Annotated in this window: 14 protein-coding genes; 8 read left to right on the top strand and 6 right to left on the bottom strand. The window is 68.2% G+C overall.

Going from position 1 to position 15,081, the window contains the following annotated elements:
* Window positions 1-36 precede the first annotated feature (36 nt).
* Entirely contained in the window at window positions 37-1,068 is a 1,032-nt protein-coding gene (locus ACTRO_RS08250; RefSeq protein ID WP_034262517.1) for a LacI family DNA-binding transcriptional regulator, read from the bottom strand.
* Window positions 1,069-1,842: 774 nt separating this feature from the next.
* Between ACTRO_RS08250 and ACTRO_RS08245 the strand changes: the two genes are divergently transcribed.
* Entirely contained in the window at window positions 1,843-5,001 is a 3,159-nt protein-coding gene (locus ACTRO_RS08245; protein ID WP_051450505.1) for an NEW3 domain-containing protein, read from the top strand.
* Between the two features lie 138 nt (window positions 5,002-5,139).
* Here ACTRO_RS08245 and ACTRO_RS08240 read toward each other — a convergent pair whose 3' ends face one another.
* A complete protein-coding gene (locus ACTRO_RS08240; RefSeq protein WP_034262514.1) occupies window positions 5,140-5,433 on the bottom strand; it encodes a DUF1330 domain-containing protein in 294 nt (97 codons plus the stop codon).
* A 159-nt stretch (window positions 5,434-5,592) separates the two neighbouring features.
* Window positions 5,593-6,156, bottom strand: a complete 564-nt coding sequence (locus ACTRO_RS08235; RefSeq protein WP_034262512.1) for a peroxiredoxin family protein — start codon at window positions 6,154-6,156, stop codon at window positions 5,593-5,595.
* Between the two features lie 361 nt (window positions 6,157-6,517).
* Here ACTRO_RS08235 and ACTRO_RS08230 point away from each other — a divergent pair, with 361 nt between their 5' ends.
* The 3 genes from ACTRO_RS08230 (at window position 6,518) to ACTRO_RS08220 (ending at window position 9,274) form a co-directional block, all read left to right on the top strand.
* Window positions 6,518-7,489 (top strand): alpha/beta hydrolase, encoded by a 972-nt coding sequence (locus tag ACTRO_RS08230; RefSeq protein ID WP_034262510.1) that lies wholly within the window; start codon window positions 6,518-6,520, stop codon window positions 7,487-7,489.
* A 343-nt stretch (window positions 7,490-7,832) separates the two neighbouring features.
* Window positions 7,833-8,528 carry a type 1 glutamine amidotransferase domain-containing protein gene (locus ACTRO_RS08225; protein WP_034262507.1) on the top strand — a complete coding sequence of 232 codons (696 nt, stop codon included), beginning with the start codon at window positions 7,833-7,835 and terminating at the stop codon, window positions 8,526-8,528.
* Window positions 8,525-9,274: an SDR family NAD(P)-dependent oxidoreductase gene (locus tag ACTRO_RS08220; protein WP_051450504.1), complete on the top strand. Its 750-nt coding sequence runs from the start codon at window positions 8,525-8,527 to the stop codon at window positions 9,272-9,274. Before ACTRO_RS08225 ends, ACTRO_RS08220 begins: the two co-directional genes overlap by 4 nt.
* Before the next feature lie 328 nt (window positions 9,275-9,602).
* On the opposite strand, the gene ACTRO_RS47050 is transcribed toward ACTRO_RS08220, so the two are convergent.
* The gene (locus ACTRO_RS47050; RefSeq protein WP_157435952.1) at window positions 9,603-9,761 is read right to left on the bottom strand and encodes a hypothetical protein; all 159 of its coding nucleotides are present in this window, start codon (window positions 9,759-9,761) and stop codon (window positions 9,603-9,605) included.
* 109 nt (window positions 9,762-9,870) lie between these two features.
* Here ACTRO_RS47050 and ACTRO_RS08215 point away from each other — a divergent pair, with 109 nt between their 5' ends.
* The gene (locus ACTRO_RS08215; protein ID WP_157435950.1) at window positions 9,871-10,992 is read left to right on the top strand and encodes a DUF4153 domain-containing protein; all 1,122 of its coding nucleotides are present in this window, start codon (window positions 9,871-9,873) and stop codon (window positions 10,990-10,992) included.
* A gap of 52 nt (window positions 10,993-11,044) precedes the next feature.
* On the opposite strand, the gene ACTRO_RS08210 is transcribed toward ACTRO_RS08215, so the two are convergent.
* On the bottom strand, window positions 11,045-11,839 hold the full coding sequence (locus tag ACTRO_RS08210) for a rhomboid family intramembrane serine protease (protein ID WP_063627946.1): 795 nt from the start codon (window positions 11,837-11,839) through the stop codon (window positions 11,045-11,047).
* Between the two features lie 369 nt (window positions 11,840-12,208).
* Here ACTRO_RS08210 and ACTRO_RS08205 point away from each other — a divergent pair, with 369 nt between their 5' ends.
* A complete protein-coding gene (locus ACTRO_RS08205) occupies window positions 12,209-12,829 on the top strand; it encodes a class I SAM-dependent methyltransferase (RefSeq protein WP_034262504.1) in 621 nt (206 codons plus the stop codon).
* Between the two features lie 38 nt (window positions 12,830-12,867).
* On the opposite strand, the gene ACTRO_RS08200 is transcribed toward ACTRO_RS08205, so the two are convergent.
* Window positions 12,868-13,128 carry a hypothetical protein gene (locus ACTRO_RS08200; protein ID WP_034262500.1) on the bottom strand — a complete coding sequence of 87 codons (261 nt, stop codon included), beginning with the start codon at window positions 13,126-13,128 and terminating at the stop codon, window positions 12,868-12,870.
* A 241-nt stretch (window positions 13,129-13,369) separates the two neighbouring features.
* Here ACTRO_RS08200 and ACTRO_RS44805 point away from each other — a divergent pair, with 241 nt between their 5' ends.
* The gene (locus tag ACTRO_RS44805; RefSeq protein ID WP_063627945.1) at window positions 13,370-13,570 is read left to right on the top strand and encodes a hypothetical protein; all 201 of its coding nucleotides are present in this window, start codon (window positions 13,370-13,372) and stop codon (window positions 13,568-13,570) included.
* 151 nt (window positions 13,571-13,721) lie between these two features.
* Complete coding sequence (locus tag ACTRO_RS08195; protein WP_063627944.1) at window positions 13,722-15,068, top strand: MFS transporter; 1,347 nt, start codon at window positions 13,722-13,724, stop codon at window positions 15,066-15,068.
* The last annotated feature ends 13 nt before the right edge of the window (window positions 15,069-15,081 follow it).

Here is a 15,081-nt window from a genome sequence, read left to right as displayed (position 1 = left end):
GTTATCGAGTGTGCGAAAGGAGGTTTCTCGGAGCAGTCACGACGAGGTGGTCGACTCGCGCGGCACCAGGCGGCAGGGTAGCGACTCCACCCCGGCGCCGATGTCGCCGTCGAGAGCGGCCGACAACCGCTCGGCGGCGACCCGGCCGAGGGTCTTGAGATTCATGTCGATGCTGGAAAGGGGCGGCCGGGCGCTGGTGGCGAAGATCTCCCAGTTGTCGAAGCCCACCACGGCCACGTCGCCCGGCACGTCGAGACCCGCCTCGTGCAAGGTGTCGATGACGCCGCGGGCGATCTGGTCGGAGCCGGCGAACACCGCGTCGATCTCCTGGGCCCGCGACAGCAGCATCCTGGTCGCGCTGCGGCCCCAGGCCTCGGACCAGGAGCCGAAGTAGACCCGGCCGCCGACGAGTTCGAGGCCTTGCTCGGCCAGCTCCGCCAGCGCCCCCTCGGCGCGGTCCTGGGCCGCGCCGTAGGTCGGATCGCCGGTGATGTGGGCGATCGAGCGTCGCCCGATCTCGGTCAGGTGCCTGATCGCCAGCCGGCCGCCGGCGATGTTGTCGCTGACCAGCGACAGGTCGTTCGGATCCGCTGACGGCGCGTAGGCGTAGACCACGGGCACCGGCAGATCGCGTCCGATCGAAGGGCGCGCGTCCGGGCGGGCACCGAGCACGATCAGCCCGTCGACCCGGCGCGACAGCAGCGTTTGCAGGTGGTGCGCCTCGCGGATCGAGTCGCCGCGCGCATCACACAGCAGCACACTGGTACGACCCGCGCCGAACGCGTCCTCCGCGCCCATCAGGATCGGGATCGACAACCGGCCTTCCAGGTCGGAGGTCAGCAGCCCGACGATCCCGGTGCGCACCGCGCGCAGCCCCTGCGCCAACGCGTTGGGGGAGTACGACAGGCGCTCGGCGGCCTCCTGAACCAGGGTCCGTGTCGTGGCGGACACGTGCGCGCGGCCGTTGAGCGCCTTCGAAGCGGTCGCGATCGATACTCCGGCCAGCCGGGCGACGTCTTCCAGTGTGGCAGTCCGGCTGTTCGCACGCTGAGCATCTCGCCCCGCCACCGCGCCTCCCGTCGAACATCGCAGTAGATGTGATGCACACCATACCGCCTCGACGTCCTGGCCGCGGGCGCGGCGAGGAGGACGCTGAAGAAAACCTTTTCGGCCGCCGCTCAGCCGTCAGATCGACGGCAGCAGAACCAGAAAACCCCATGTGAATGGGCTAATCCATGGCTGGCTGGCGCGAGGCACTCAGCCACCTCTCCGGCCATGCGAAAGCGGTAATGAAACTTCCTGGCGCGCCACGGCACGGCCGCCGCGCGAGCTCGGGGACAGCGCGTCACGGTTGCGCGCCGACGTCGGCATCGAGCGCGGCCCAGGCAGATTACTGCCATAGATATACATGCAGTGCCCTACCTTACCTGTGCACATAGCGGCCCTTGAAGGTGATGCCGGTGTGGCCTGCACGGCGGCACGGCTGCGGCCGCAGTTAGGAAACCGTTTTCTCTTTTTTCCTTCCGGGCAGGCTTGGACGCAGCATGCGCCAGGCCGGCCGCAGGGGATGGCAGCACTCTCCGGTATTCGCCGGACAACCGTGCGCAACCCAGCGCGCCACGGTAGACGCAGGTCAGTGCCTCTTCATGTCGGCTTGCGGACGGATTGACCGACTATCTCGGGTGGTGACTGGTGGTTGACGAACTGAGCTCAACTCTCTAACCTCCTCATCGGAAAAGGTTTTCGTGCACTTTTCTTGCGCAGCCGGGCGAGAGCCCGCCTGCGTCGACGACGCCCTGGAGGCACCGCATGAGCGCACCCCTGCGCCGAAGATTCACGTCGATGAAACTGACCGCCCTCGCCCTCGTCGCGCTGGCCGCCACCGCGCTGCCGGCATCCGCGAAGGCGAGCGGCAGCGGCGATCTGCAGCATGTCCAGACCATGCCGGTGAACATCTGCCAGAACTCCGCACTGCCGAAGGACTACGGCACCGGCTTCCCGACCCCGAGCGACCCGAACGGGTTCGGCTACGCCGACCAGACCGCGATCGGCTGGGAGAACAACTACTACGCGCCCTTCGAGTACCTCTCGGGCTCGTACTTCGCGCGCGGCGTGCCGCTGACCTACCAGGCCAACGGCAAGGGCACGACCTACTGCGGCGCGATGTACTCCTTCGGCGTCTACACCTACGGCCTGGCCGCCGGAAAGGCGCCGGCGGCGGGCTCGGTCCAGTGGACTGAGGCCGACGGCTACCTGCCCGCGATGACCACCTCGTTCACGCGCAACGACGTGGCGATCTCGATCACCGACTTCGCGGACGAGCAGTCGATCAACGGCACTCCGACCGAGCTGGTCTACACCCGGGTGAGCGTGACCAACAACGGCAGCGCCGCGGTGAGTGTGCCGTCCGGCCAGTCCGGGCCCAACCTCGTCTCACTCGACTCCAACTCGGACACGGTGGACCCGGGCGCGACCGTGCAGCACGATTTCGTGGCGGCGGTCGACACCTTCAGCACCACCGTCGCGCTGCCCACCGTGGCCGCGATAACGCCCGCTGCCGGGAACCCGGGCGCCCAGTCGTACGACGCGGCGTACAAGCACATGGCGGACTACTGGAACCAGCGGCTGTCGGTCACTCCGCAACTCTCGCTGCCGAACACGTCGCTGCCGAACACCAACAACCTGAAGGATCCGGGCACCGCGATGGACAACGCCTATAAGGCCGCGTTCATCTACACCCGGATCGTCCAGGCCGGCGAAGCGCCGTACTCCGGTGCGAACAACTACGCCTACCTGCTCGACCACGATGCCCCCGGCATCCTGGGCAACAGCTTCGAGCTCGGCGACTATCAGGACGCGCAGAGCCTGCTGCTCAACGCCCGGATCTCCGACGCGTCGAACTTCAACGAGCAGGGCGCGAACTGGTACTGGGACGGTCCGTGGCGCACCCCGGTAGCCTGGGCCGACTACCTCGAGGGGACCAACGACACCGCGTTCGTCAGCCAGTACTTCCACGACGACGCGAACGGTCAGAGCCAGTGGGGTCCGAGCCTCTACACCATGATGCACACGGACTACCTCGCGCAGCTCAACGCCACCACCGGATACCTCAAGACGTCCTTCGACAACGACAGCTCCGGCGTGTGGCTGTTCGACGACGAGACGGCGCTGGCCGGCCTGTCGGCGTACAAGTACATCGCCACCCGTATCGGCAACACGGCCGAGGCTCAGTGGGCTGACGGTGCTTACACCAGCCTGCTGAACTCCGTCAACAGCGCGCTCTCGACCAACGAGCAGACCAACGGGTTCGACTACCTGCCCTGCGAAGTGAACGTCCCCTCGACGAGCGACCGGTGCAACACCGCCAATGACGCGAACTGGGCCGGGTCCAACCTCTGGGGCCAGAATGTCTGGGACATCATGCTGGCCGGCGGAACGCTCAACGGCGTTCTCGGCGACCCGACCCAGACCGACAACCTCTACGAGACCGGCTTCAGCAAGCTGGACGGAACGGGCGTGCCGTTCCCGTCGTTCGGCGCGTACTCGGGGTACAGCGTCGCGCTGAACACCGCTTACTCGCAGGGCGCCCTGTACGGCGACGCCTACCGCGACCTGCCGATCACCAGCTACGCCTGGCAGATCGCCACCACCACCGGCGGCCCGAACGCCTGGTGGGAGGCCAACGGCAGCGCGCCCGACCCGACCAACCCGTGGGCCGGCAGCCACGCCGCTCCGCAGTTCGGCGCGGTTCCCTACGCCTGGCCGATGGCAGGCCAGACGCAGACTCTGCTCCAGTCGCTGGTCGCCTCCGGGCTCACCTCGACGACCAACGCGGACGGCAGCTACAGCTACGGCACCGCGCTCTACGTCGGCCGCGGCGTTCCGGACGCGTGGATCACGCCCGGGCAGACCATCGCGGTGAACAACCTGACCTCGTCCTATGACGAGTCCAGCGGCAAGCGCGCCACCTACGGCGTGTCCATCTCCACGAGCAGCGAGGGCAAGAACACCGTCGTCAAGGTCCACCTGAGCGGCAAGGCGCCCAGCGGCGACGTCCGGGTGCAGCTGCCGCAGTTCGCCGAGTACGGCGTGCAGAAGGTGTCCGCCGGCAAGTACGACGCCGCCACGCACACCGCCACGATGAACGGCAGCGACGTCAAGATCACCCTCGGCGACTCGGCGAAGCCGACGGTCGCGGTGAGCACTGCCAGCACGGCGCCGGGCGCGCACAACCAGCCGGCGCTGCTGGCCGGCTCGCAGACCACGGCGACCGCGACCGTGACCAACAACGGCGCGACCACCCTGACCGGCGTCGCCCTGAACCTGCAGGCGCCGTCCGGCTGGACGGTCGCCGACACGTCCGCGGCGAAGGCCGTCGACCTCGCTCCCGGCAAGAGCGAGACCGTCACCTACGACGTCACCCCGCCCGCCAACGCCAACGGCGGCAACGGACTGGTGGCGACCGCGACGTACAGCGCGCCGGACAACGCTTCGGGCTCGGCCAGCGCCGAGCAGTGGGTCATCGCCCAGAAGCCGCTGCCCCTGCCGGCGGGCACCACCAACCTGGCACTGACCGCGACCGCCTCGGCCTCGTACACCTCGGGGTGGACCACGGTCTCGGCGATCAACAACGGTGTCTACCCGATCCAGTCGAGTGACGACGGCAACCTGACGCCCTACTGGGGCGACTGGCCGCAGACCGGCACGCACTGGGTCGAGTTGGACTGGGCAGCGCCGATCACCACCGACAGCGCCGAGGTCTACTGGGCCGACGACGGCGGCGGCCTGCGGGTGCCCTCGTCGTGGACCGTCCAGGCGTGGGACGGCAGCAACTGGGTGAACGTGACCAGCCAGAGCGGTCAGCCGACCGCCCTGAACACCTTCAACGACATCACGTTCGACCAGGTGACCACCAGCAAGCTGCGCATCTCGATGCAGAGCACTGGAACCGCCTCGGTCGGAGTGATCCAGTGGGCTGTGCCGAGCCTGCCGAGTTCGTGACGCCTCACCACTCGCCTGAGTAAGGCTTCATACGAGCGTAGCGTGCCCCCGGTCGAGGTGACCGGGGGCACGCTACGTGTTCTACGAACTTCCAATGCCCGGCGGATCGATAGCGGCCGAAGTGACGGAGCCCGTTGGTCAGTCGAGCCCTTCGACGATGCGGAAGTCGCGCTCGACCCCGTCGCCGAGGGCGGCCAGCGCCGCCTGGTAGGCGTCACTCTCGTGCGCCGCGACTGCTTGTTCGAAACTGTCGAACTCGATCAGGACGGTGCGCTCGGCGATTCCGTCGTCGTGGGCGACGACCCGGCCGCCGCGGCAGAAGACCCGCCCGCCCCCGGCCCGGACGGCCGGACCGGCCAGTTCGTTGTAGGCAGCCAGCTTCTCGGGGTCTGAAATGGTGCGGTACGCGCTGACCCAGTAGCCCTTGGCCACGGACCCTCCAGTGTTCGAAAAGAACATATCCGACTTCGAATCCACCACTCGGATTGGATCATACCGAACACCGGATCACGCGGTTCTCGCGCTCACCGGCACGAGGGGGAAGGGGCCCGTCCGCGCAATGCCGCCCGCTGCACCCGGGGAGGCGGCCTGCTACTTGTAGGGATAGTGCTTCGAGTGGTCACCGGCGTCCCAGGAGGCTCGCAGCTCGGGCAGGCTCGGGTCCCAGTCGGGGCGGACTTCGCGGGTCACGTCGCGCAGGTCGCGGCGCAGATCCTCGATCGAGGGCCGACCCCAGTACCAGTACCCGTTGTAGATACTGTGCACGACCAGGCCCGGCTTCAGGACCAGGGTGTGCGGGATCATCGGGTCGTGGGTGGTGTCAGTGTACTCCTGGATATCCAAGTCCTTCTGAACCTTGCGCCCGATGTCCGACAGGAAGGTCCACTGCGCACCGACCGAGGACCGGAACTCGTTGAGCTCGAAGAAGTTGTCGGTGGCGATCGTGACGATCTGCGTGTAGGCGACCGCTATCTCAGAATAGTGGGCTGCCAGCTGCAGGTGCTGCTGGTTGTCCTTGGGGCAGAAGTGCCCTCGGGAGAGGATGAGGATCATCGGATCGCCACCCTGGAGCTCGCTCAGCTTGCGGCGCGCTTTGGTGTGATCGGTCAGCTCGTAGTCGGGAAAGACGGCGCCGGGGACGATGTCCGCACGCATATGAGACTCCCTCAGGTCTGTGTCACTCGGGACGAGCCGGGTCGGTCGGTGGGTGGGGGCCGGGGGACAGATCGATGCTAAGGCGGCAGGCGCCGGTTCGCGCCCGGGGCCCTGTCTGTGTCGGTACCCCCATCATCGTTCCGAACCCCCGGTGCCGTAGTGCGCCCTGCCCTGAACGGCGGTAGTTGACGGGCGCGTGCCGCGGTCCGTTTGCGGGCGGCGGTGGGCGGTTCGACCGTGGAGCTGCAAGTACCGCGGTCGGGGACATGCGGGGCCGATGGCCCGGTTGGCCGGCGACCCGGCCAGCAGACCCGCCCGGCATCCTGTCCCAGCCGCCGCCACCCTTCAGGAGGGCTTGATCATGGCCGCAGTGTCCGCTCCGCCGGCTCCCGTGCTGGAGGCTGCCGCGAAGCAGCTCGCGGAGGAGACCGACCCGCATCCGCGGATCTACGAGATGCCGCCGGACGAGAGCCGGGCCCTTATCGACCGGCTGCAGGCCGGTGACGGCGTCCCCAAGCCCGAGATCGACGAGGAGTGGATCGACGTCGATGCCAGCGAGTGGGGGACGGTGCGCACGCGCATCGTTCGACCGAGGGGCGCGATCGGAACCCTGCCCGTGTTCATGTACATCCACGGGGGCGGCTGGGTCCTCGGCGACGCCGACACGCACGACCGTCTGGTCCGCGAGCTGGCGGTCGGCGCCGGCGCGGCGGCGGTGTTCCCCGTCTACCACTTGGCACCCGAGGCGAAGTACCCGACGCAGATCGAGCAGAACTACGCCGTCGCCCGATGGATCATGCGCGAAGGTGCACAGCACGCGATGGATCCTTCGCGGCTGGCAGTGTGCGGGGACTCTTCGGGCGGCAACATGTCCGCGGTGCTGGCCCTGATGGCCGAGGAGCGCGGCGACGTGCGTCTCAGGGCCCAGATTCTGCTCTATCCGACCATGGATGCGAACTTCGAGACCGCTTCCTACCAGCAGTTCGCCGACCACTACTACAACACGCGCGAGGCGATGGAGTGGTTCTGGGACCAGTACACGAGCAGCCCCGCCCAACGCGCAGAACCGTACGCCTCCCCGCTGCGCGCGAGCTCGGATCAGCTACGCAGCATGCCGACCACTCTCGTGATCACCGACGAGGCCGACCCGTTGCGTGACGAGGGGGAGGCCTACGCGGCGAGGCTGCGGGAGGCTGGGGTCGACGTGACCGCGGTGCGCGTGCTCGGGATGGTGCACGACTTCCTGATGCTCGACAGCCTGCGAGACGCCAACGCCACCAAGCTCGCCCGCCGCTTGGCCATCGATGCGTTGAAGGCGGCGTTCGGCAGCTGACCAGGCGGTACGGAACCTCGGCGTAGAGCGCGCGGCGGTGCTCGACGTCACCGATCGACCGTGGTGCCAGCGACCCCGCTCTTCCCTCACCCGGATGGCCCTATCCGTTGTCGGAGGAGGTGGCCGCGCGCCGCCCGGCGCCCTGCAGTGCACCGTCCGGCGCTCGGGATCTGCCGAGCGCGTTCTGCGGCGAGCTCGCAGACGTGCCTAGGGTGAGGACGGGGGAACCGTCAGAGGCGCGTCGATTTCGGTCGATCCCGATGTCGGACGAGTCGGCTTCGCGGCTGATCCCGCTCAACCCCGGTTCGCAATCCCAGTTCGCACCCGAAAGGAACCCGTCACCATGGCAAAGGTACTTTTCATCGTCAGCGGCGCCACCTACTGGGTATTGAAGGACGGCTCGAGGTACGCGACGGGCTACTGGGCCGAGGAGTTCGCGAACCCGTACAAGATACTGACGGACGCCGGCCACGAGGTCGTGGTCGCGACGCCGAACGGCGTGACTCCGAACGTCGACATGATGAGCCTTCGCCCCGAGATGGTCGGCGGCAACGATGAGGCTCTCGAACTGGAAGCCATCATCCGTTCCGCGGAGGTGATGCGGCGGCCGCTGCAGCTTTCGGACGTGCGGCTCGAGGACTACGACGCGGTGTACATGCCCGGCGGCCACGGCCCGATGTCGGACCTGGCGTGGGACGCCGACGTCGGCCGCCTGCTGACCCGGCAGCTGACCTCGGGCAACCCGCTGTTCATCGTGTGCCACGCGCCCGCAGCGCTGCTGGCGACCAGGATCCACGGCGAGTCCCCCTTCAAGGGCTTCAACATCACGTGCTTCACCAACGAGGAGGAGGAGGGCGTGGGACTGGCCTCAAGGGCTCCGTGGCTGCTGGAGACCGACGTGAAGGAGAAGGTCGGGGTCAACTTCAGCCGCGGCCCGATGTGGAAGCCGTACATGGTCGAAGACCGCAATCTCGTCACCGGGCAGAATCCGGCCTCGGCCGCGATCCTCGGCAACCGGATGCTGGAAATCCTCAAGTGACCCGGTCCCGGAGCGATCCGGTCGAGACGCCGGGTGCGGACGCCCCGCAGAAGGTTGCGATCATCACCGGCGCCGACGGTGGAATCGGGTCCGCCGTCGTCGCCGCCTACCGAGACCTCGGTTACGCGGTCGTCGCGACCAGCCGGTCCATGCCGAAATCCGAAGACCCGCGAGTACTCCCCGTCAGCGCCGATCTCGTCGAGCCCGACGCAGGCGAACGCATCGTCGGAGCGGCGATGGATCGGTTCGGCCGAGTCGACACCCTGGTCAACAGTGCGGGCGTCTACATCGGCAAGCCGTTCACCGATCACACCGACAAGGACTTCGACCTGATCGTCGGCGTGAATCTGCGCGGCTTCTTCAACGTCTCCCGCAGCGCCGTCGGCGCGATGCTCTCCCGCGACGGCGGCGGCCACGTGCTGAACATCTCCACCTCCCTGGTCGACCGGTCCGATTCCCAGGTGCCGTGCGCGCTCGCATCGCTGACCAAGGGCGGTTTGAACGCCGTCACCAGGGAACTGGCGATCGAGTATGCGGCGCACGGGATCCGGGTGAACTGCGTCTCTCTCGGCGTGGTGCGCACGCCGATGAACCCCGAGGTCACGCCCGAACTCGCCGCCCGCCACCCGCTCGGCCGGATGGAAGAGGTCGACGACGTCGTCCAGGCCATCCGGTACCTCGAACAGGCCTCGTTCGTCACCGGCGAGATCCTGCACGTAGACGGCGGCCAGAACGTCGGCCGCTAAGAAGGGCTCGCGTCCCGCGCCCTGCAGGGCTGCGGGTCACGGGCCGGCGGACGCCCGCCCGATATGCAAGGCCATTGTCATATCGAACTTTTCTTCACAATTTGCGCACAGAATCATCACCCTACCTGCACACCGAATCCGACCACGTATATGTCCGGACGGACTACCTTCGAGCCAGATTGAAAGTGCTTGAGGGAGGGAGTTCGAATATGCCGGAGAACACAGGTGGCGGGGCGGGAGCAGGTTCGGCACAGGATGCACCACCGCCGGGGTTCGCGATGGCCGTGGACCAGCAGGCTCGGCCGCTGCCCCCGGGGCCGCCGCTGAACTACTTGCCGGCGCCGTCGAACGCGGTCAGCATCCCGCCGCCCTGGGCTCCGGCGTACTCCGATCCGGCCCCGGCGATGCCGAGGGCGGCCGGGCTTCTCGTGCTGGCGACCGGAGTCGCCTCCGTGTGGCTGCTCGACGCCGGATACGGGTTCAACATCGCAGTACTCGCAGGCCTCCTGGCCGCCACGGCCCTGGCGAGCGGGCGCACGATCGGCCGCCGACCGGGGCGGTGGAGTGCCGTATGGGGCGTTTCGACGCTGGGGCTGTTGTGCCTCGCGGCCTGGCGCGGTGAGCCGGGTCCGTACTGGCTGGCCGTGCTCTGCGCGCTCACGGTCGGAGCTCTCGCCGTGCACGGCGGCCGAAGCTGGGCCGCCGTCCTGCGTGCGCCGGTCGGCCTGATGATGCGCTGGGACGCCGCGGCGAGATGGACGTGGAGAGCGTTGTACAGCCTGAACTCGCTCGGCCGCTCCCGAACCCGCAACGGCATCATCGCGGCAGGCGTGACCCTGGTGCTCCTCGTCGTCTTCGGGGCCTTGTTCGCCGCTGCGGACCCGGTCTTCGCCCGATTCTGGGATGCGGTCGGTTCTTTGTTCTCGGGCTGGTCGCCGTTGCCGATCCTGTGGTTCCTCGTCGGTGTCGGAGGAGCGCTGGTGGTGGGCCATGGTGCGGCGGCGCCGATGCGGTGGGATCGGCTGCCGACCCGAGTGGTCAAGCCGCTGAGCCGCAACTTGTGGCTCGCGCCGTTGGTGGCCGTGGCGGCTATGTTCGCAGCCTTCGACGGCATTCAGGTGTCTGTGCTCTTCGGTGGTTATCGGGCTGTGTTGAAGTCGAGCGGGATGAGTTACGCGGACTATGCCCGCCAGGGTTTCTGGCAGTTGATCGTGGCGACCGTCCTGACGCTCGTGGTGATCGGCCTGGCGATCCGGTGGTCGCCGCGCGGCGGAAGGCGCGACGGCGTGATCGCCTCCATCACGTTGTGCACACTGTGCGTGCTGGCCCTCGTCATCGTCGGTTCGGCGCTGCGCCGGATGACACTGGACATCGACGCGTACGGCCTTACCCTGCCCCGCGTCGCGGTCGTGGCGATCGAAATCTGGCTGGGGCTTCTCTTCATCATCCTCGCCGCCGCGAGATGCCGGCCGGCCGTGGCCTGGCTGCCGCGCGGTGTCGCGCTCAGCGCCGTGCTCGTCGCAGCGGCGTACGTGGGGATCGGCCCGTCGCACTTGGTCGCGCAAGTCGACGTGAACCGTTACTTCAACGGCCAGTACGTCGACCTGACCTACCTGGACAACCTCCCGTCCGATGCCCAACCCGAGCTTGCGCGGCTGCCCGCAAGAGCCAGGGCCTGCGTGTTCGACCCGCAGCAGTCTTCCGCAGGCAGCTGCTGATCAGAGGGCTTGCTCGCTGTCCCCGTCCCGGCGAGCTGCGCCGAAAAGCGAATCAGTGTAAGCCTTCGCCGATCGGCGAGTATGTGCCCTGTGTCGGGAAGACGCCTGCCGCCGCGCTCGGCAAGATCAGTGTTTCCCTGGCGTGCAGATGGGACGTCTCGGCTAGCGTAGCGCCGACGAGGATCGCCAATATGACGGCCATGCCCGCCCACTGCACCGTCTCGCGTCGGCGCCGCGGTGCGTAGGCGAGCAGCGCGCCGACGACGAGACCGGTGAGGAGCCCGCCGAGGTGTCCCTGCCACGAGGTGAAGGTCCACGTCACGCCCAGCCAGATGACGTAGTACGCCAGTAGTCTGCCGTTGCCCCGGATCCCGAGCTTGCGTCCGAACACGAAGTAGGCGCCGACGAGGCCGAAGATCGCGCCGGAGGCCCCGTCGGCCCCGGAGTAGGGCGCGAGCACGTAGACCAGCACCGACGAGCCGAGCCCGGCGAGCAGATACAGCGCCACGAACCGAGCCCGGCCGATCAGCCGCTCGAGCTCCGGCCCGATTCCCCACAGGGCCAGCATGTTCATCAGGATGTGTGCTATCCCGAACGGGGCCGCCGAGGGGAGCGAGTGGGCGAAGAACCCGGTGATCAAGCGGTAGTACTCGCCGTGCGCGATGCCGATCTGATGCGGAGTGCCGCCGGTGAACGAGAACCCGGAGCCGAGGGTCTCGAGGTCCAGGAGCGACTGGTTGCGCATCACCTCGAGGGCGTAGACCGCGAAGTTGAGGATGATCAGCGTCATCGTGGCGTGCGGCGTGGCCTGATACGAGACGGCACTTCCGCCGAACGTCCCGCGCACCCGGCGAACGGTCCTGCCGCCCTCGCGCACACAATCAGGGCACTGATGTCCAACTGCCGCCGACCGCATGCAGTCCGGGCAGATGAAGCGGTCGCAACGGGTGCACCGTATATAGCTCTCGCGCCGCTCGTGCCGGTAGCACGGCGCGGAAACCGGCGCCGGCGCGGAGGTGTCGGACGTCATTGCCGCTAAGTCCTCTCTGATGAACCGCTGTGAACTGCCGGGCGGCGGCCCGATCCCTATCCTCGGCCGTCACCTGAAATCAGCACGCAGATATTACCCCCGCCGCGACCCGTGCCGGCCGGGTTGAATCCGCCAAAGGGGGCGTCGATGGCCGTGCTCCTGCGCCGAGGGCTCTAAGCTGCTGCGATGAGTCGTTGGGAAGAGCTCACCGGTGGGAAGTCCGGCGAGGACTACGCCGCACGGTTCGCGGCCCTCGCCGCGAGCGGCAAGGACGTGCACGGCGAGGCGCGGTTCTGCGCGGCATTGGTTCCGGCCGGAGCACGGGTGCTGGACGCCGGGTGCGGAACCGGGCGCGTCATGATCCGACTATCAGAACTCGGATACGTCTGCGTCGGGGTGGACCGCGACGCGTCCATGCTGGCCGTGGCGCGCAGGCAGGCGCCGGAATCGACTTGGATCCAGGCCGACCTGACCCGGTTCGACTCCGCTGCGGAAGGTATCGCCGCGGACTTCGATCTCGTAGTCGCCGCCGGCAACATCTTCCCGCTGCTCACCACCGGCACCGAGGCCGCGGTCGTCAACCGACTTGCCCGGGCACTGCGCCCGGACGGCCTCCTGGTCTCCGGATTCGGCCTGGACGCGGCCAACCTGCCGGTTCCGCCGAGCATCACCCTGGCCGAATACGACGCCTACTGCGCCGCGGCCGGCCTCACCTTCGTGCAGCGCTTCGCCACCTGGGACGCCGACCCGTACAGCGGCGGCGGATACGCGGTCAGCGTCCACCGTCGCGCTCCGGACGAAGGCTGAACGGCACGAGGCCCGAGCGAGAGCCGGCAAGGTTCGAGCTAGATCGCGGACTCCGTGAGATCCAGGGGCGCGGGGTCATGTCCGTCCCAGACGGCGCGAGACGCGGCATGCGGATAAGGCGAGGTCTTCGACTCGGTGTCCAGCACGCGCGTCAGGCGGTGCTCGGCCTGGTAAGCGGGCCAGCCGGGGTCGCCGGTCGCGGCGAAGCGAACCCGTGCCTGCCGTAACTCCCGGGAGACCGCCGCGACCTGCGGAGTCGGCTGGTTGCCGAAGAACAGTCTGCCGGTTGGGCTGTGCATGGTGCCGAACGCCCCACCGGTCTCACCCCGCTGATCGAACTGGGCGTGATCGAGCCTGAGCGAGCCTCAGCCGCCGTCGACCAGTACCTCGACGGGCTGTTCGGCGTTGAAGCCCGACCGTAACCAGACAAGGATGACGCCCCTGCCCGGCGGCCTGGCAGGTCAAGGATCTCCGTTGCTAGGTCAAAAGCTTCTCCCAGCGTGACGGTTCCGGCAGGTTGGGACCCCTAAGGTAGGCGGGGTGTCGAACAACAATGATCTCGATTCTGCCGCCAGCACTCAGATGTTCCAGGCCTTCGTCGAACGCGGCGAAGCCAAGAACCCGACCTTCGCCGCAAGTGCGCCCGCCGCGAGCGGCGGCTCCGGCTCCGGCAAGGTGATCGGCATCGTCGTCGCCCTCGTGGTGGTCGTCGCCGTCATCGCCTTCGTCGCGCTGCACTAGCATTCTGCGTCTTATATTCGTTTCAGTTTTTTGCGAGTGAGGTGAGGATCTCCTCGGCCGTCTTCTTCCACACGAACGGCCGGGGAACCTCTGCCCGCCGGCGTGCCCGTGGGGTTGACACCTTTGACGGAGCCCGGAGAGGATCAATCGAATGACGGGTACTGATACCGGCACCGAGGTCCGCGCGCCGAGCTTGTGGCATCACCGGGACTTCATGCTGCTATGGGGCGGGCAGACGGTCAGCGAGGTCGGCTCGCAGATCACCGTGCTGGCGCTGCCCCTGGTCGCGGTGGTCCAGCTGCACGCCTCCACCCTCCAGGTCGGCCTGCTCTCGGCCGCGGAGACCAGCGCCTACCTGCTCGTCTCGCTCCCGGCCGGCCCGCTGGTGGGGCGCAATCCCAAACGGCGCACCATGCTCTGGTGCGACTTGGCCAGGCTCGTCCTGATCGGCTCCGTGCCCGTCGCGTACTGGGCCGGGGTCCTGAGCCTCGGGCAGCTCTACGCCGTCGCCCTCGTCTCCAGCGCGTTCAGCGTGTTCTTCTCCGTCGCCTACCCGAGCTATCTGCCCACCCTGCTCGAACGCGACCAGCTCATGGACGGCAACGGGAAGCTCGGCACCACCCAGTCCTTCGCGCAGATCGCCGGCCCCGGACTCGGCGCCGGGCTGGTCGCCGCGTTCGGCGCCGCTACCGCCATGGTCGGCGACTCCCTGTCCTACCTCGCCTCCGCCGCCGGCCTCCTGGCGATCGGCAGCCGCGAACCGCCCGCCGCCGCCCCCGCCGGACGCCCGCGGCTGCGCGAGCAGATCCGCGCCGGACTCGCCTACGTGCTGCACGAGCCGATCCTGCTCAAAGGCGTCCTGTGGAGCGGCTGCGCGAACTTCTTCGTCATCATGGTCGAATCCCTCGGCGCGGTCTTCCTCGTGCGCGTCCTGCACCTGCGCCCCGCATACGTCGGCCTGCTGCTCGCGCTCGGCGCCGTCGGCGGCGTCGTCGGCGGGCTCGCCTCCGGGCTGCTCGCCCGCCGCTTCGGCGCGGCCCGCGTGTGCTGGCTGTCGATGACCGTCTTCGCGCTTCCCGGACTGCTGATCGCCGCCGCGGGCTCCGGCGCCTGGGTGCTGCTGTTCGCGATCGGCTGGATGTCCTGGACGTTCTCCTCGACCGTGTGCTCCGTCGCGTTGCTCAGCTACCGCCAGTCCACCTGCCCGCCCGACCTGCTCGCCCCGGTCAACGCCACCTCCCGGTGGATCAACTGGGGCACCCTGCCGCTGGGCGGTATCGCAGCCGGCGCCCTCGGTTCCACCCTCGGGGTACGCCCGACCCTGTGGATCGCGGTCGTCGGCGGCTGCGCCTCCGGCCTGTGGCTCTTCTTCTCACCGCTGCGCGGCATGCGCGACTTCCCCGCGCACGAACCCGAATCCGAGCACGAACCCGAAACCGAGCCCGCTCACGTCAGCTCAGTCCGGTCGGTTGAGGCGGGGGAATGCCAGGCCTGCTGACGGTGCGTCAGCG

The organism is Actinospica robiniae DSM 44927 (genome assembly GCF_000504285.1).
GTDB classification, from domain to species: Bacteria; Actinomycetota; Actinomycetes; order Streptomycetales; family Catenulisporaceae; genus Actinospica; species Actinospica robiniae.
This window is presented reverse-complemented; position numbering and strand designations above follow the sequence as displayed.